The 17,512-nt window shown below is 33.9% G+C and carries 14 protein-coding genes; 9 read left to right on the plus strand and 5 right to left on the minus strand.

Annotation, left to right across the window (positions count from 1 at the left end; translation table 11 throughout):
* The first annotated feature begins 66 nt into the window (after positions 1-66).
* The 4 genes from K4L44_01770 (at position 67) to K4L44_01785 (ending at position 3,672) form a co-directional block, all read left to right on the plus strand.
* The gene (locus K4L44_01770) at positions 67-1,275 is read left to right on the plus strand and encodes a DEAD/DEAH box helicase (protein ID QZE14623.1); all 1,209 of its coding nucleotides are present in this window, start codon (positions 67-69) and stop codon (positions 1,273-1,275) included.
* 6 nt (positions 1,276-1,281) lie between these two features.
* A complete protein-coding gene (gene xseA / locus K4L44_01775; protein QZE14624.1) occupies positions 1,282-2,724 on the plus strand; it encodes an exodeoxyribonuclease VII large subunit in 1,443 nt (480 codons plus the stop codon).
* Between the two features lie 4 nt (positions 2,725-2,728).
* Entirely contained in the window at positions 2,729-2,929 is a 201-nt protein-coding gene (locus K4L44_01780; protein QZE14625.1) for an exodeoxyribonuclease VII small subunit, read from the plus strand.
* Between the two features lie 161 nt (positions 2,930-3,090).
* On the plus strand, positions 3,091-3,672 hold the full coding sequence (locus K4L44_01785) for a hypothetical protein (protein ID QZE14626.1): 582 nt from the start codon (positions 3,091-3,093) through the stop codon (positions 3,670-3,672).
* Between the two features lie 1,042 nt (positions 3,673-4,714).
* Here K4L44_01785 and K4L44_01790 read toward each other — a convergent pair.
* A complete protein-coding gene (locus tag K4L44_01790; protein QZE14627.1) occupies positions 4,715-5,047 on the minus strand; it encodes a DUF4907 domain-containing protein in 333 nt (110 codons plus the stop codon).
* 12 nt (positions 5,048-5,059) lie between these two features.
* Complete coding sequence (locus K4L44_01795) at positions 5,060-6,115, minus strand: galactose oxidase (GenBank protein QZE14628.1); 1,056 nt, start codon at positions 6,113-6,115, stop codon at positions 5,060-5,062.
* Between the two features lie 322 nt (positions 6,116-6,437).
* Here K4L44_01795 and K4L44_01800 point away from each other — a divergent pair, with 322 nt between their 5' ends.
* Genes K4L44_01800 through K4L44_01815 form a run of 4 tightly spaced genes read left to right on the plus strand, consistent with a single transcriptional unit; the run spans position 6,438 to position 10,893 of the window.
* On the plus strand, positions 6,438-7,805 hold the full coding sequence (locus K4L44_01800) for a DUF4270 domain-containing protein (protein ID QZE14629.1): 1,368 nt from the start codon (positions 6,438-6,440) through the stop codon (positions 7,803-7,805).
* Between the two features lie 11 nt (positions 7,806-7,816).
* Positions 7,817-9,085 (plus strand): hypothetical protein, encoded by a 1,269-nt coding sequence (locus tag K4L44_01805; GenBank protein ID QZE14630.1) that lies wholly within the window; start codon positions 7,817-7,819, stop codon positions 9,083-9,085.
* Positions 9,086-9,098: 13 nt separating this feature from the next.
* Complete coding sequence (locus tag K4L44_01810; GenBank protein QZE14631.1) at positions 9,099-10,175, plus strand: sensor histidine kinase; 1,077 nt, start codon at positions 9,099-9,101, stop codon at positions 10,173-10,175.
* The gene (locus tag K4L44_01815) at positions 10,162-10,893 is read left to right on the plus strand and encodes a LytTR family DNA-binding domain-containing protein (GenBank protein ID QZE14632.1); all 732 of its coding nucleotides are present in this window, start codon (positions 10,162-10,164) and stop codon (positions 10,891-10,893) included. Before K4L44_01810 ends, K4L44_01815 begins: the two co-directional genes overlap by 14 nt.
* A 71-nt stretch (positions 10,894-10,964) precedes the next feature.
* Here the strand turns inward: K4L44_01815 and def are convergent, their stop codons facing one another.
* Both def and ruvX read right to left on the minus strand, forming a co-directional pair.
* On the minus strand, positions 10,965-11,522 hold the full coding sequence (gene def / locus K4L44_01820) for a peptide deformylase (protein ID QZE14633.1): 558 nt from the start codon (positions 11,520-11,522) through the stop codon (positions 10,965-10,967).
* Positions 11,523-11,526: 4 nt separating this feature from the next.
* Positions 11,527-11,946: a Holliday junction resolvase RuvX gene (gene ruvX, locus K4L44_01825; protein ID QZE14634.1), complete on the minus strand. Its 420-nt coding sequence runs from the start codon at positions 11,944-11,946 to the stop codon at positions 11,527-11,529.
* Positions 11,947-12,414: 468 nt separating this feature from the next.
* On the opposite strand from ruvX, the gene K4L44_01830 reads away from it, so the two are divergent.
* Positions 12,415-12,894: a hypothetical protein gene (locus tag K4L44_01830; GenBank protein QZE14635.1), complete on the plus strand. Its 480-nt coding sequence runs from the start codon at positions 12,415-12,417 to the stop codon at positions 12,892-12,894.
* A 479-nt stretch (positions 12,895-13,373) separates the two neighbouring features.
* Here the strand turns inward: K4L44_01830 and K4L44_01835 are convergent, their stop codons facing one another.
* Positions 13,374-17,504: a hypothetical protein gene (locus K4L44_01835; GenBank protein ID QZE14636.1), complete on the minus strand. Its 4,131-nt coding sequence runs from the start codon at positions 17,502-17,504 to the stop codon at positions 13,374-13,376.
* Positions 17,505-17,512: the final 8 nt, after the last annotated feature.

Below are 17,512 nucleotides of genomic sequence, written 5' to 3' on the forward strand. Positions count from 1 at the left end.
AGAGAGCTTTTATAATCACTAGGGTAACTATAGAGTGTTAGGATCTTTAATATTAAAGAGAAGAATTTGAAATTTACTGATATAAATTTTACAGATTACCTTCAAGAAGGTATTGAGGCAATGGGCTACAAAGATTGTACGCCAATACAAGAGAAATCGATTCCTGTAATCAAAGAAAGAAAAGATCTGATTGCATGTGCACAGACGGGGACAGGAAAAACAGCTGCTTTTTTATTGCCAATTTTAGATCGTATTTCACAGTGTCCAGAGGATTCTAAGATTAGAGCACTTATAATTGTTCCTACTAGAGAGTTAGCTTTACAGATCGACCAACAAGTGGAAGGAATGTCTTATTATTGTAATGTCTCTTCGGTTTCTGTTTATGGAGGAAGTGAGAGCGACATCTGGTCAAGACAAAAAAAGGCCCTTTCAAGTGGTGCAGATATTGTTGTGGCTACTCCAGGACGTCTTTTACAGCATCTAAGCTTTAACTATGTCGATTTATCAAATATTGATGTGGTGATCTTAGATGAGGCGGATAGAATGTTAGATATGGGATTCTATGAGGATATCGTAAAGATCATTAAAGAGACACCAAATGAACGACAGACGCTGTTGTTTTCTGCTACGATGCCTCCTAAAATTCGTAAATTAGCAAATACTATTCTAAAGGACCCAGAGGAGGTTAATATTGCTATTTCGAAACCTGCGGAGAAGATTCTTCAAGTTGCGTATATGGTATTCAACCAAAATAAGGTAAAACTTATTCAATCCCTTTTAGATGGAAAGGATTATCTTAATGGCGTTATTATCTTCTGTTCTCGAAAATCGGATGTAAATGAGTTAAATTTGGCTTTAAATAGACTTAATATTAATTCGGCTGCCATCCACTCCGATTTGGAACAAAAGGATCGAGAGTCTGCTTTATTGGAGTTTAGAAGTCATAAACTGCAGGTATTGGTTGCTACAGATATCTTGGCTCGTGGAATCGATATTAAAGGGTTAGATCTAGTGATAAACTATAATGTTCCAAGTGATGCAGCTGATTATGTGCATAGGGTGGGACGTACTGCAAGAGCTGAGGCTTCAGGTATTGCTATTACTCTAATATCAGATTCTGATCAGAATGAGTTTAAAGACATTGAAACTTTAATTGAGAGAGAGATATTAAAGCTTGATACTCCATTAGAGATTGGTTCTTCTCCAGTCTATTCTCCAAAAACAAGAAAACAATATAAGGGAAAACGACAATTTTTTAAGAAGAAAAAAAAGTAATAATTGATGAAACAGGGAGTTCGTTTATCACAAGTGCTAGGTTTTGTTGAGAATGTAATCTCAACAGCATTCAAGTCGCCTTTTTGGTTGTGTTGTGAACTCTCTGATGTCAAAGTGAATGGACAAGGACATTGTTTTGTTCAATTATTGGAAAAAGATTTAGAATCGGATAAGATTATAGCTAAATCTAATGGCATTATATGGTCTAGGTCTTATATCTCAATAAAAGAAAAATTTGAACAAACTACAGGTATGTCTATTGCTTCTGGAGTGCAAGTGCTTTTGAAAGTACATGTAGTTTTTAATGAAGTTTATGGGCTGACATTTCAGATACGAGACATTGATCCTAGCTATACTTTGGGTGAGATTGAAAGGAAGAGACGTGAGAATTTACTTCGTCTAGAGAAAGAGGGGTTGTTAGATTTAAATAAACATGTTCCAAAACCTTTGTGCTATCAGAATGTGGCAGTAATTTCTTCTGAATATGCGGCAGGATACCAGGATTTTGTTGATCAAGTGGTACATAATAGGTTAAAGTTCTACTGTAAGATGACTCTCTTCTCTGCGATTCTTCAAGGGGATGGTGCGGAAAGAAGCATCTTAGATGCGATTCAAAGAGTAAAGAGTGATCCTGGTACTTTTGATGCTGTAATTGTTATTAGAGGAGGTGGTTCTCAATCAGATTTGGCTGTTTTTGACTCCTATCATGTTGCAAAGAATTTGGCACTATTGCCTGTACCCGTTTTTACAGGTATTGGTCACACTAAAGATCAATCTGTGGTGGATCAGGTGGTCGCATTTCCTTTGAAGACACCTACTGCTGTTGCAGATTTTATCATCGAAAAGATGTCCTTAGTTTATGAGAAATTAAATTTACTGGCCTATCACTTTGCTAGTAAAGTGAACAAGCTTTTTGAAAAGGAGCATGAACTTCATAGCCGCATGAAAAACGATTTATTGCATGTTGTGATGAAAAATCGTTTAAAAAGTCGTGAATCACAAGAGGTGTTGTTTCGCAATTTTCAGGCTAAAACCAAGCAGGTAATTTATAAAAAAGAACAGAACTTAGATAAAATAAAGATGTATGTTCAGAGGGTTGTTTTGAATCGTTTTGAGCGCTCTAATCAGCAATTATTGAGCTTTTATCATCAAATGTTTATGGTTAGTAAAATAGTTTTGTCTCGTAAAAATAATTCAATAATGCCGTTGATTTCGACACTTTGTGTTCAGATAGATAATCGGAAAAGATCTAAGAATGTAGAATTGGATCATTTTAGTCGAGTTGTTTCTTCTTATGATCCAAATAATATATTAAAAAGAGGCTATTCAATTGTTAAAAAGAATGGCAAATTAGTACGTTCTATTGAAGATGTGCAAGTGGGGGATGAGATCGAAACTAGTCTTTCTAATTTCTCTATTTTTAGTAATGTAATTAAGTGTGAGGAGTAGCGTAATGATTGATAATAAGAGTTATAAGGAGTCTATTGAAGAGATTAAAGTGATCTTAGAAAATATTGAAAAAGATGTGTATGATGTGGATGTTTTAGTAGAGAAAGTTCAGTATGTGTCCTCTCTTATAAAGCACTGTAAATCTAAATTAAAACAGTCTGAAACAGAAATCGACAATATTTTATCTAAAATAGATATGGAGTAGCTTATTATTTTGATTTTAATAGATATGATATTTTTTTTATAGTGATAACTATTTTGATATATTGCTAGAACTATTCTATAACTTTGGTGTTCATTTCATATAAATGACTCCGAGTTTATTATTATATAGTTTTTGTAATTATTATTTATAATTTTAATATCATGTCTGTCTCAAAAATTGATTTTAAAATTGGTGATTTACATTTTCAGTGCGAAGGAGATAACGAATGGGTGAATACCCAGTTAGATAAAGTGTTGGATCGTGTTTCTGATCTACTACAAAATTCTAACACAGTGTCTTCTAATGATGTGGATGTAAAATCGAACCAATTAAATGTTTCGAACGCTTCTGGCGATAATTTTAATTTAAACGTCTCTTCGGATGAAGGAGATAAAACAACTACATTGATTGGAGGGAATCGGTCTAGAAAGCGGGGTAGGCCTTCAAAACAAGCTGCTATTGAAATAACTTCGACACACCCTTTAGTTGGTTATTTAGAACGTCATGATGCCCTTGATAATCAAGTACGACGATTTCTGGCTACTTCAACTTACTTGATGAGTAGTGGTGCACAAGTGCTGACTACGACTTTGGTTGCTGAACTAATAAAAGAAGCTGGTATACCGCGTCTTTCTAATGCAAGTGATTGTCTGAATAAGAATGAGAAAAAGGGTTTTTGTGAAAAGAGGGATAAAGAGTTTATTATCACTCATAAAGGGGTTAAATCTATTAAAGAGGGATAATGATAGCCTTTTTGCTATATTTTTTAATTATAGATATGTTTAGACTATAATCTGACTAAACATATAGTAAGCTTTTTTTAAGAATATATAAAAGAGGATGTTTCAGAGCACTGATTCATCCTCTTTTGTTATGAAGTATTTGATGTTTCGGTATTAAAATAAGATCTACTTGTAATTTTGTCTATTATTGTCTTTATCTCTTCTATTTTAGTATTTAGATTTAATAATCGGCGCTTATAATGTTTTTGTACGACCCTTTGTGTATGCATTTTCTTCAGATTAATGGTAAGTGCAAGAATGCCTGATTCAATTTCTTATTTCATTATTCCTTTTATCAAAAATCGTTTAAAGATTTATTTTGATTCAATTTGCTTCTACGTTAACGTGGTGTTGTCTCTTGTGTGTATTGTCTACGTCAAATGTAGGATGTATTCTAGCTTGAATTCGAAGTTTTATCTAGTCGATGCTTTCTCTGTACCGTTCTATTTCCTTATAAGTTTTCTTGCTCTGTACAGGCAACCGAAACAATTTTGTATAGGATATCCATGCAGCTTTTTCTTGAAATTAGAAGCGCTTTTTGAGGATGCACTTTGTTGTCAACTCCTGCTTCAATGAATAGTAGTAAGTGTTGGTGTTTTCGTGATAAAACAAGCAATAAGGACCACAGAATGTGTAAGCGTTATTGTTTATTTACTGCTTTTTGTGAAAGTTGTTTTTTGCAAAGAGAGTTCTATCTCCCTGCTCAATAAATTCTTAGTTCGATTATGGTCCTTAGAATGAATCAGCACAGATATTAATAATTAAATAGGGATATAGGTTCAAAATCTTTTTTGAATGTGGTCTGTATGTTAGATCGTCGGTAGGATTGTTGTGAATATAATCGTTGAGAACAAACTGATTTTGTGTATTTGAAGGCTTAACAATCTAATTCCATTTTTTTAGGATCGTGAATTCTCGTTTGAGATACAACATATTTCGTAATTATAGAGACATTACAAAAGAAGGGGCTTGACTCATTATGAGACAACCCCCTTTTGTTTTGCTATAATGTAATCTGTAAGTCCCTGAGATCTTTGATACTAATAGTTGGACTTTTTCTTATTCCAATTTTGTTTGCTACAAATGTTCCAGTTTTTAATGCATCGTTGTAAGAGGAAAAAGGCTTTCTACCTTTTATTGCTGGAATATATGGCTGATCGATATAGCATTTATGATCGATCATTATTTGGTAGCCATATCCTCCATCATTTTTATTAACTTCTACTGAGATATAATGCATATCCTTTTGACTGTGATTACTTTTTTTGATGGAGAAGATCGATGATATCGTGACAATAAAGAGTAATATTATAAGGATAGATTTTTGTTTTTTCATATCAATGAAATATTAGTTGTCATCTGAGTCTTGTTCAGCCCACGGCTGGTATTTCCAAATATCATCAAAATCATAACTACCATTAGATCCAAGCGCTATATATCCTTCTCCGTTAAGAGTAAAGGCTACAGCATTCTCTCTTGCAGAACCTTCAAACTTTTCTTTCTCTTCCCAATCGTCATTCTTTTCATCATAATACCAAATATCATTCTGAATACCATTGTTGAAACCAAGACCTACATAGGCAGTACCATCCATTACAAAAGAGATCGCATTTTTACGCATTACAGCGATGTTCTCTAGTTCGTTATCGTCCCAATCAAGGTCTCTTTTCTTAGTCCATGTATCATTTTCAGCATCATATGCATATACATCGTTGGCTGCAATACCATTACTAAAGCCTGTCAGTACATATCCCTGATTATTTAGTACAAATGCAGTAGCTCCTTGTCTCTTGCTACCACCCGAACCTCCGTTAGGATCAGAACCAAGACTTGAAACTTTAGACCACTGTTGTGTCTGGGTGTCGTATTTGTAAAAATCTTTTTGATCATTACCATCAAAACCAGTTCCTACATATCCCTTGTTATCGATAGTGAATGCTACCGCATTTCTTCTAGCAGTTCCCATGAAGTCATCAATTTTGGTCCATGTTCCTGAATTAACATCGTATTTGTAGAAGTCTTTAAGACGGTAGTCACCGTCCCAACCTGTACCTACATAGCCACTATTGTTTGATGCAAAAGAGACTGCACCAGTACGAGCTACTCCTGGGAAATCTTGAATTTGTGTCCAACTATTTTTTGAAGGATTGTACATCCAGAAATCTTTTAGATAGCCGTCTGCATATGTATCGTTATTTCTGTCGTCATCACCAAATCCTAATCCGACGTATGCTTTGTTGTCTACAGTGAAAGAAGTAGCACTCCCTCTAGCAAGCCCGTCGAAGTCAGACATTCTTACCCAGTTACCATATTCATCATCATCGTTGCTACTACAAGATGCAAATCCAATAATAATCATTAAACTAAGCATCCATTTAAGGTTTGCAATTTTCATTATTTTCATAATTACAAGGTGTATAATTTTGCTGCTAAGATATTTGTGTCAACATTCTCGTAATAGTGAAAATGACAGAAAGCGCTTAATTGTATATCAAAAGCGCTATTTTATCTACCAAGAGACATGGTGGTGATTTTATTTTTTTGTCGACATAAATATGCGGTTTGTTGATTGTTTATTGTTGTTCGTGTGTTGTGTGGTTGTAGTTATATAAAATGTTTTTTGTCTGTGCCTGAACACAATATTTTTGATGAAAACTGATTCATAAGAACCCTTGTTAAATTAATTATCTCAATGGGATTTTAGTAGAATCGTAAAGTTGGTTACTATGAGAATAAATAAAACGATATTGTTTTCTTTTCTACTGTCATTGTGTGCTCCTTTGTTTATGACATCATGTATGGATGATGGAATGGGGTATGAGTTGGGGGAAGATATGGTGGATGACGATTCGCGTATTGTGATGGTCGATACCGTGTCTATCAATGTTTCTACTTTTATGTTGGACTCTTTGATCACAACCAATACTGAACGAGTTGTCGTAGGAAATCTTAACGATCCTTATGTTGGAAAAACTCAGACTCAAACAAGACTACAGTTTCTTTGTAACTTTTATCCAACGATGGATAATACCGCAGTGTTTGATTCGATAAATTTGGAGATGCATTCAGATGGCTATTTTTATGGGGATACCTTAAATATGCAAGAGGTGAAGGTGTATCCTTTAAAAGAGTTCATTGACCCCGATGATTATAGTGATGATGCGAACACCTTTTATAATGTTAATTCTATCGATTATGATGTGAATAAGTTGTTAGGTGAGAAACTCTTCCGCCCCTCTTATAATAAAGACTCAGTTCTTCGAGTTCCTTTGAGTAAGGATTTGGGAAAGAGATTGTTTGATCTAGCTTTTGATAAAAATGATTCGTTGGTGAACGTTGATGAATTTAAGGATATATTACCTGGATTGGTACTAGTCCCTGGAGAGCAATCGCAACTAGTTACTGGTTTTGCCGCCCCTTTAGATTCTATCTCTTCAGGTAAAACCCCCCCTCAAATTGTGGTCTATTACCATGATAAAATTGACGATGAAACGAAAAGTTTTGTAATCAATTATACACTTCCTGATTATATGTATAATACATTTACTTCAGATTTTGAAGGAGGGGTTCTCGAAGGATTAAAACATGACAACGAAGTCACTCTTTCGTCAAAAGATATTGGTGATGTCTCTTATGTTCAAGGAGGTAATGGGTTGGTGACAAGATTGAATTTTCGTAATATGAAAGATCTTCAATATATCGGACCTGGAATGGTTGCATCAGCTGTCTTAATATTAAAGCCTTTACAAGGAAGTTATAATGACGATAATTTAAAACTTCCAAAGATGCTTGCTCCTTATATTGTAGACAAAAAGAATAAGATACTTACTCCTTTATTGGCTGATGATGGAGAAACTCCAATAATGGGGTATTTGTATGAGGACCCGATGTTCCAAGATAATACAGAATATCGAATTGATATAACCTCTTTTATTAAAAGCGAATTTCGTGAAGAGAAGGAGTGGGATCGAAGCTTGATATTGCAGCTTCCTTCTGTAGATGAAAATCGTGCCGTTGATCGTTTAATTTTAGATCATGGAAATAAGAACAATATTGAGTTAGAACTGTATTATATTGTATCAGAATTAGATTAATATTATATTGTATGTATAGATTGGTATTAAGATCCCTATTTTTAGTTTTTTGTGTTTTAGCTTCAAATCTTGTGTTTGGACAGAACAACACTTCTTCTCCTTATTCAATGTATGGTGTAGGTCAAACTGGTATAAATGTGAATGCTAAAAGTGCCGCTATGGGTGGTGTTTCTCTTGGTATTCGTAGCAATGAAAGAATTAATCCTACGGTCGCAGCATCTTATACTGCTTTGGATAGTATTCGTGTATATTATGACCTTGGATTGATGGGAACATTGACATTTGCATCAGACTATAAGGATAGTGAAACTACATTTGATGCCAATCTTACATCATTTAACCTCGCAACTAGAGTGCTCAATCGTTGGTATGTTGGTCTTGGATTATTCTCTAAATCTTCTGTAGGTTATAATATTACTACCTATAATACGGTTGAGGGAACCCTACAAGAATATCCGACTTATTGGTCAGGAACAGGAGGTTTATCACAATTTTATTTTAATAATGGTTTTAAAATTACAGATAATTTCTCTTTAGGTGTTAATATTTCTGCTTATGTTGGTCCGATGACATCCAAAAAACAGCAAGTACTTGAAACAAGTAATTCTGTGGAGGTGACTACCGATGAACTGTCAGAGAATTACTCTGGTTTAACTGGAAATATTTCAGCACAATATACTTTGCCTATTGGATCGAGTGACAAGGTCGTTTTTGGGGGTCGTTTTACTCCATCCTCCACTTTAAGTGGGGATACACACCAAGAGGTGATTCAGAGTTCTAGTAATTCAAGTATAATCGATACAATCAAATATGAAACGACGGATGCATCAGTAATTGATTTGCCAAGTATGTATGCTGTTGGTGCGAGCTACATGATGTCTGATAAAATGGTTGTTGCATTCGATTATCAACATGTAAATTGGGGTAATATTACTTCCAATAATGCTGATTATAACTATGTAAATCAAAATCTGTTTAATGTTGGTTTTGAATATGTCAACAATAAACAGAGTCTTAAGTATAAGGATCATATCGCCTATAGGCTAGGTTTTAAATATGATGATGGTTATTTGGATGTTCGTCATGAACGACTTACTGATAGAGCAATAACCTTAGGCTTAGGTCTACCAATTAGAAAATCTCTAAGTTATATTGATGTTGCTTTCCAATTTGGACAGAAAGGTTCTAATGCAAAAGGGATGATACAGGAGAATTATGGACAATGTATTATCACATTTAGCTTATCTGATCGTTGGTTCAAACGTAGAATAATAGATTAATCTTGTAATTCTTATGAATAGAGTCTTGTTTGATAAATTATTCAAACATAAAAAAGTAGGGTGGCATGTGCTTTTTTGGTGTTTGTATCTGTTGATGATCTATCTTTTTATATTGGGATTTAGCGATCGAGTTCAATTGCCATGGTTTAGTATGGTGCCTCTATTTCTACAGATCCCTCTTTTTTATACAAATTACTCCTGCTTATTGCCACGTTTTTTCAATAGGAAAAAGATCTGGATCTATCTGTTCGCAAACTTACTGCTTATATTGTTGGTATTGCTGATTTCAGTGACCTATCATCGATCTGTCTTTATCTCTTTTTCTACTTTTTTTGACAGTTTTAATTTAGATATAAAAGGAGGATTTATAAAAGAGACGCCTTTTATATTCTCTAATGTTTTATCGTGCTTGGCTATTCTGTTTTTTAGTTCGATGTTTTATCTCTATGAGGTTCGACTTATGGATGAGAAAAATGAGATGGAACTAAATAGCCAATTGAAGAGATCCCAATACCAATTATTAAAGACACAGATAAATCCACATTTTTTATTTAATGCACTCAATAATATCTATACTCTTTCTGTCGTAAAATCGGAGAAGACTTCACAAAGTATTCTAGATCTATCCTCTCTTTTAAGGTATGTTATTTATGATTGTGATTCAAATTATGTTAGTATTTCACAAGAAATTGGTTACATAGAACATTATATAAAGTTGATAAAACTTAAAGATGATTCATTAGACAATATTCGATTTATGCATGAGATTACGGATGATGTAGGAGTGGCACCAATGCTATTGATCCCGTTTGTTGAGAATAGCTTTAAGCATAGTAATTTTGAGGATTCTATTAGTGGATTTGTTGATATAGAGCTTTCTGCATCTTCCGAGAGGATACATTTTAGATGTATTAACTCTATTGGTAAGGTGATGAAAAAGACCGACGCAGTAGGAGGAATTGGGGTAAATAATGTACTTGAAAGATTAAACACTTTGTATGGAGAGAGGTGTCTAGTAAACATTGACCATCAAAAAGATGTTTATATTGTAGATATAAAAATTGTATTGATGTTGTATGGAGACCACTAGTTGTATAATAGTAGATGATGAACAGCTCTCAAGACTTCTTTTAGAGGGGTATTTGGAGAAGGTTCCGAGCTTAGAGTTAAAAGGAACTTTTAAGGATGCGCAGGAGGCATTGATATTTGTGCAAAAGGAGCAAGTAGATATTGTTTTCTTAGATATTCAAATGCCAACTTTAACAGGTATTGAGTTTATAAAATCATTGAATTATAGGCCTCAGATTATCTTTATTACTGCCTATCCGCAGTATGCTATTGAGGGCTATGAATTGAATATTATAGATTATCTTCTGAAACCTGTTTCTTTTGAGAGATTTCTAAAGGCTGTATTAAAAGCACAAGAACAGATCTCCTTATTAAGGAGTAGTAATGTTGAGGTAAGTGATGTGGTTTCTGCCGATTCTAATACCTCAAGTGATGATAAGTTTTTGATGATAAAAAGTGAACATCGTTTGTATCGACTCTTATTTGACGATATCCTTTTTATCGAGGGATCTAGAGAGTATTTAATTGTTCATACTACTGATGCTAATATCAGTACACTCATGTCATTTAAGAAGATCTTAGAGGTTCTACCTTCTCGCCTTTTTATTCGTGTACATAAGTCATTCGTAGTAAATAAAGATAAGGTCAAATCACTATATGGAAACCAATTAGAGATTGGGACAACTAAAATACCGATAGGTAAGATTTATCGTTCTGATGTTATAGATAATCTGTTTTAAAGAATAATGTTTTTAAAAAGGCCATTCTTAAATGATATAAAACGGCCTTTTTACTTCTTTGTTTGTCTATACTACTTTCTAGGAGGACGTACCTGGTATGGTGCACGAATTTTACCTTTTGCAATATTGGTTAATTTTCCCTTAAGGAATCTCTTACGCAATGTTGAACAGTGGTCAACAAAAAGTATTCCGTCTAAATGATCATATTCGTGTTGAATTACACGAGCTGCAAATCCTTCGTATGTCTCGTCGTAGAAGTTCCAGTCTGTATCGTAATATTGGATACGAATCTTCGTTGGTCTTGAAACATCTTCACGTATTCCAGGAACACTTAGACATCCCTCTTCCATAGACTCTTCTACCCCGGTCCTTTCGATTATTTGTGGATTAATCAATGCCTTTTTGAAGTCTTTAAGTTGTGGATCTTCATCTGCTAATATTGTTGCATCTGCAACAAAAAGACGAATATTCAAACCTACTTGGGGAGCTGCAAGGCCTACTCCTTCAGCATTGTACATTGTTTCAAACATGTTTTCGATAAGCTCATTTAGATTTGGATAGTCTTTATCGATCTCTGGTGTAACTTTTCTTAGTACAGGGTCCCCGTAAAGTGTAATAGGTAATATCATAATATTAAAACTGTTTTTTTGATTCCATATAGGATTGAAGAATAATTGTGGCACTTACCGCATCAATAGTTGCCTTATTTTGTCGTTGTTTCTTCTTCAGTCCTGCGTCGATCATTGCACGAAATGCAAGATTTGATGTAAAACGTTCATCGTGTTGTTCGATGGGCATCTCTGGAAACTTCTTTAAGAAGTTTTTAATGAAAGGGTTGATGTATTCAATAGATTGAGATGGTTGACCATTATTTTGAAGTGGGTAACCTATAACTACTTGCTCTACATCTTCTTGTTTAAAATACTCCTCAAGAAATTTCATAATTTCATGAGTCGGTACTGTTGTGAGTTTATTTGCAATAATTTGCATAGAGTCAGTAACAGCTATTCCAACTCTTTTTCGACCATAATCTATAGCTAATATTCTTCCCAATTTTTTTTTTACAAATATAGTTTAATTGTAAATTCAACGAAAGCAATTAATTAAGATTTTTTCATCTTAAATTTATTGATACATGTAGATTAAAATTCTATACTAGATGGTTAGATTATAGTAATTGTTGTCTTATGTTAATAATATGGTTTGTTGTATTCCTTGAAAATATAGTTTGACTCTATGCTATCGTATGATCGTTTGAGCCTCTGGCCTTTTTGATTTTGATGTGTTTTTTTGTTTTAAAACATGATTTCAGTCAATTTTGTTAATCAGAGGTAATTAATTGAACATATATATGATTAAAGTTGATATATATTTTGCATCATAACTATTTTTTTTATTCTTTCGTAAATGTTACTGCAAGAGAGCTGATGTAAGACTAGAATCGGTTTTAGTATTCTATTCCATGAGTTGTTGTAGTGTTCAAAAAAATGATCTTAGAATATCAAAATAGTCGAAACCACCATGAGGATTTTTGCATTTGTCTGTATAATTAGTTCAATTATCATGATCTCATCATGTAGTTTATTGCGTAGCAATAAAGGGTATACTCCCATTGAAGTTTTTGCTGGCGATACGTTACAATATATTAAAACTAATTTCGATGACCGAAAAGAGCAATATGTTGGCAAGAAATTTAAGTATTTCTTGAAAGATATTAATTTGCCTCTAAACTCCTATTTTGCGGAGTTCGTTTTTACTGGAGGTATGGGATGTGAGGGAATTTCTCTTTTCGTTAATGAGAATGTAGATGGTAATGGAGGTAGTAAGCCTATCATTGTACACGTCAAATGGGAGAAAGCTTTACCAAGTGAGATTCCAAGCCGTTTAGAAAGAGATAATGGTCAAACATGGACAAATGATGAGATAAATTACTACAAAGGCATTATTGTGAAAGATATTTGTACTACAGAATGGGGTACATGTACTGAATGTGCAAAGTAGTGTATATCTAAAAAAATATTTTTAAAAGGTGTTCTTCATGTCAAGAATGCCTTTTTATTTATTACTAAAGTAAGGACTATTAAAACCTATATTTAGTCTTATATATGGAGATCTTCTAATTACTCTTTCTACTTTTTAAGAGGCAGTTTATATCACCATTAATAAACTTCTTCTGTTTTACATATTGGTATTCAAATGAATTAAACTCTTACTTTAAATCGATTTGAATGAACGGTCTTTTTATAATTTCACACATCTAAGAATAAGCGAGCACTTTCTGATATAGCACGGAGAAGTATTCGTCTTCTATAACATAAGATTAGTCATTGACGTTATAAATATTTATATGCAAATGTTTTTAGGATTAGGGTAGTATCTGTTTATACCATTGCAGTAAATCTACGTCTAGAAATATTTTTCTAATATATTCACGAAAGCCACCTTATACTATAAGGCAGCTTTCGTGGGTATATGTTTTTTTATTGTATTCTTAGTTTGAATGAGATCTTTTCGTTCTTATTGGTAACCCTAAGAATAATGAAGGTTTTATTTTGATCATTGATATTAATAAATGCATTGCTTTGGTGTGATATGATCTTGTTTGTTTGTTTCTTTCCTAACAAATCAAATATCTCTACAGAATAAGTTTCAGTATTTTCTAATCCCTCTATACATATCAAATTGTTTGATACATATGCCTTAATTTGAGCACTAGAAATATCATTTATATCTGTACTCTGGGCATCAATAGAGTGTACTTTTGAGCGATGTTCCTCACTATCTTCGATAAACATATAGATATATCTCTTTTCATCACTATTGAGTGTTTCTGTGATGGAGTAAGAGGTGCCTTCTTGTACTTCAAAATGGCTCTTAAACTCATAATTAGAACCTAGAAGAATCTCTCTACTACTAATATTATCTATCTTATTTTTAGAAATGACATAATGAAGTGTTCCTGTCTCTGATACAGAAAAGTCTACATTTACCTTATTCGATGATTGACTAAATGATTCTGTATTGATAGCCTCCTTCATTTCGTACACGACTACTTTATCGATGTAAATTGCTTCATACTTTTTATCTGTCTTGATTTTAATACGAAATTTCAGAGTAGAGATATCAATATTATTTTTTTCGAATTCGAATAACTTTAGAGTTCCATTCTCCGAATATTCGGTAGTTTCTACACCATCAATATCATTATTAGAATCTGTATCTGTCCCTAATTTACCATAGCTAGGGTTCGTTGTTGCACCATCTTTTGAGTAAACAGATCCTACCATCTGTCCTATGGGTTTATAAATACCATCTATGTCTTGGTACTCTAAACGGACGAAGTCTAGAGATTCAAATTTATTTGCTGGATTTACTAAAGTTCCTAATAAAAAGGAGCAATGTATTGCTTGAATAGGAACGGTTTTAGTAACAGGAGCAAAATTTATTGATGTAGCTTCATTGGTTGTTGTTTGTATTATCTCTCCTGCTATAAAATAATCTTGATCTATGGTTGAAATATATTTGCTACTAGTATAATATTTATCGATTGATGAAAGCTTATATCTACCAAAATACTCGTTTTTGGATAGATCATAAGCACCATCTATTGTATAAGTAGATGCAGAAGCAGGAGTTTCAAAACTCTCACTAATTAGTACTTTGCTTTCACTCTTTCTAACAGAGAATTGGGTTCTCTTGCCATGAATGGCTGCAATATTTAGTACGGTAGTATATTGATTCTTCGATACAATATTCACATTTGGTGATTCACCTATTAGAGAGTATGAGCCATTTAATGTTAGTTGCGTATTACTAACTTGACTAGGTTCTGCAGTGAGAGGGAATGTCCCATCTATCTTTAAGTCAGGATCTGTTAAACTGATTTTAATAGAATTGTCTGATTTTCTCTCTGTGATTATTAGACACTGGTTGTTAACTGAAGAGATGAGGTTGTCGTCGATATCTGAAACGTCAAAAAAGCAATATCCTTTAATACTTCCTTCTTTGGCTTTAAATACGTGATATTTTTCTGTCTCTTTTTCTATTTGAAAAATCTTATTTGTTCCGTTAATCGTATTTGCAAGCTCTTGCATCTCAGCAATGGTCGTATTAGGAACAATCATGTATCTATAATATTCATTTGCTGGTGCAACCCCATGATTAATCACAGCAACCGCAAAATCACCTTCCGTATCATTCTTATGGTTATTGGATTTTGAAGTCTGATGTTGTTTTCTTATTTCAACCTTCTGTCCTCCATTTATCCAATAACCATTACCATTTGGATCGATTATCCAATGGGCATTATCATCGTTGAAATCTTGTGAATACGGGAAAGAGGTAATTTCTACTCCATCTACTATTATAGAGGCTGCAGATTTATTTATTTTATATTGAAAGAGGGTGGTTTCGGTCCTATATGTTGCGTTATCGTTTGATATATTTGTCCCATTGCAAATGATGTACTTATCGAATGCAAAAACAGATTTATTAGCGCGATGTGTTGGGGTCGAGTTGTAGAAGTCATCCTCTCTTAATAACATTCCAAAAAGTCCATATTTATTATCTAGATTGCCGTATCCAGTAAATTTCACTTGACCTCTTTGAGAGTGTGATCCAGATCCCATATGATCTCCGTCTTGTGGTGAATCTAGTAGATCCCATGGCAAGTGTATCGATGTGGCCCCTGGAGCTCTGTTCCAATCCCAACCATTCTCTTGGAATCCATTATTCTCGTTTGTCGCGTTTTCTCCAGTTAAAACTTGTACCGTACCATAACTTTGATATCTACCATAACGGTTATCTGTTTCATATATTTCTGACCCCCAAGTATAGTAGTTATACCCTTTGATTGAGACCAACCAATCTTTTTGTCTATAGATTCCGAATGCAGAATAATTGTAGGTATATGCCCCTGTATAAGCTTCTCCTTTAGTAATGCCTGCATTCGTGATGCGTGTTTTAATATCTGTAGTACCGGTCTCATAGCGTAGGTATTGAGATGCCACTTCTTCCCATATATTCGCGTCGGTTTTTGGATCAGGTGTAAGTGCGAGGTATCCCATGCAGCGAATAGTTCCACTAGATATTTTACCTCCATCTTCAAGTGGGTGTCTACCTGATATACCTAGTCCCCAATGTCTTTTTTGTGTGTATCTTATCATCGCTTTTAGACCTTCCCAAAGATGAACTCTTGAAGATTTAGCAAGTGTAAATACAGTGTTTTGTGTAAGTTTCAAGTAGTTGGAAAGACCATTAAAACCACCAACAGCATATGCAGGGTATAGTACTCCGTGATGATATACTGAACCATCCACTTTTATTCCACCAATAGTACCATTTGAGTATTTTAGAGACTCATCCATCCACCTCTTCATCTCCATTAGGTTTTGGTATTTATCTACCGTATTGGGTTTTATTGCGATACTAATAAGTCTAGGAGTTGTGACTGTATTCCAGCTATCCACTACCCCTTGAAATTCATCATTTATTGGTGTTTGTTTATACTCTTGTATTCCAGACCAATATGTTCCTGCTTTGGCATACTTTTCTAGCAATCCTTTGTCTTGAAGTTCATCTTTTAGTAATAGAATAGATTCGCAAAAGCCATCAAAGTTATAACCATAGTGATGGTTTGTTCCCATGCCACTATTATAATCGAATCCTTGGTCAATTGCCCAATCCATCATATTGATATATTTCTCTAAAAGAGATTCGCTATTATTTCTTTTAGCTCCTTTCGCGATATTGTAAAGATGCTTATTGATATCTTTCATCTTAGCATCATTATCATTTTTATCTAGATCTGCCTCATCATTTGAAACATATGGGTTTCCAATTATCTGACCATCTACTCTCTGTATATTTAGGGAGTTGTAGAAATCAATTGATTGCTGTATCGTTTTGTCTGAAATATATTTGGAAAGGCTATTGTATATATTTTGAGTAAATGTCTCTAGTTGATTTACATCCTCTGCTGAGAGAGACTCTTTCTTCGGTAAAGTAGAACTAGTACTGTTTTCCCAATAATATAATGCACCCCAGTGGTTATTATTCATATCTGGGTTTATATATGGCAGTTGTGCATCAGGTGTTACTCTATCATTAATTCGAGTACTTGGAAACATCATTCTATCAAAATACAATTTCCCATTTGCCACGTTCGTAGGGGCTTTGATCCTCATATAATCAAGAGATGTCGCAGACTTATCTCCTTTCATGTCTTGGTCAAATCGTATCCAACAAGCTCTCCATCCTTTAAAATTAATGTTGTAGTTAAACCAGAAAGAGACAGAGGTTCCTTTTCCAAACTCTACAATTATTTCGTCATCGACAGGAACTTCATTGTATATCCACATCATCAATCCTCCCTTGTATGCATTCAAGGCTGTATTGATATTCTGTGGATTTGATATTAATATTTGGTCTCCATTATTCCATGTCCACTCTACAGACTGATTCCCTAGTTTAAAGTGTCTATTACTTAACGCAAGACCTGTGCCAGTATTCGTAGTCCAGTTCGAAGGTATATTTGTCTCTAGTCCAATATAATTAGCTAGGGTTATGAGAGGCAAAAGTATAATGATTAGACATATAGTGATTGACTTCATTGATTGTT

The organism is Prolixibacteraceae bacterium (assembly GCA_019720755.1).
Taxonomy (GTDB): domain Bacteria; phylum Bacteroidota; class Bacteroidia; order Bacteroidales; family Prolixibacteraceae; genus Halosquirtibacter; species Halosquirtibacter laminarini.

What these genes read in the sequence shown, in the direction of transcription:
- xseA (QZE14624.1), top strand. Translation starts at nt 1,282, where the DNA reads ATGAAACAGGGAGTTCGTTTATCACAAGTGCTAGGTTTTGTTGAGAAT.
- K4L44_01780 (QZE14625.1), top strand. Translation starts at nt 2,729, where the DNA reads ATGATTGATAATAAGAGTTATAAGGAGTCTATTGAAGAGATTAAAGTG.
- K4L44_01785 (QZE14626.1), top strand. Translation starts at nt 3,091, where the DNA reads ATGTCTGTCTCAAAAATTGATTTTAAAATTGGTGATTTACATTTTCAG.
- K4L44_01790 (QZE14627.1), bottom strand. Translation starts at nt 5,047, where the DNA reads ATGAAAAAACAAAAATCTATCCTTATAATATTACTCTTTATTGTCACG.
- K4L44_01795 (QZE14628.1), bottom strand. Translation starts at nt 6,115, where the DNA reads ATGAAAATAATGAAAATTGCAAACCTTAAATGGATGCTTAGTTTAATG.
- K4L44_01800 (QZE14629.1), top strand. Translation starts at nt 6,438, where the DNA reads ATGAGAATAAATAAAACGATATTGTTTTCTTTTCTACTGTCATTGTGT.
- K4L44_01805 (QZE14630.1), top strand. Translation starts at nt 7,817, where the DNA reads ATGTATAGATTGGTATTAAGATCCCTATTTTTAGTTTTTTGTGTTTTA.
- K4L44_01810 (QZE14631.1), top strand. Translation starts at nt 9,099, where the DNA reads ATGAATAGAGTCTTGTTTGATAAATTATTCAAACATAAAAAAGTAGGG.
- K4L44_01815 (QZE14632.1), top strand. Translation starts at nt 10,162, where the DNA reads ATGGAGACCACTAGTTGTATAATAGTAGATGATGAACAGCTCTCAAGA.
- def (QZE14633.1), bottom strand. Translation starts at nt 11,522, where the DNA reads ATGATATTACCTATTACACTTTACGGGGACCCTGTACTAAGAAAAGTT.
- K4L44_01830 (QZE14635.1), top strand. Translation starts at nt 12,415, where the DNA reads ATGAGGATTTTTGCATTTGTCTGTATAATTAGTTCAATTATCATGATC.
- K4L44_01835 (QZE14636.1), bottom strand. Translation starts at nt 17,504, where the DNA reads ATGAAGTCAATCACTATATGTCTAATCATTATACTTTTGCCTCTCATA.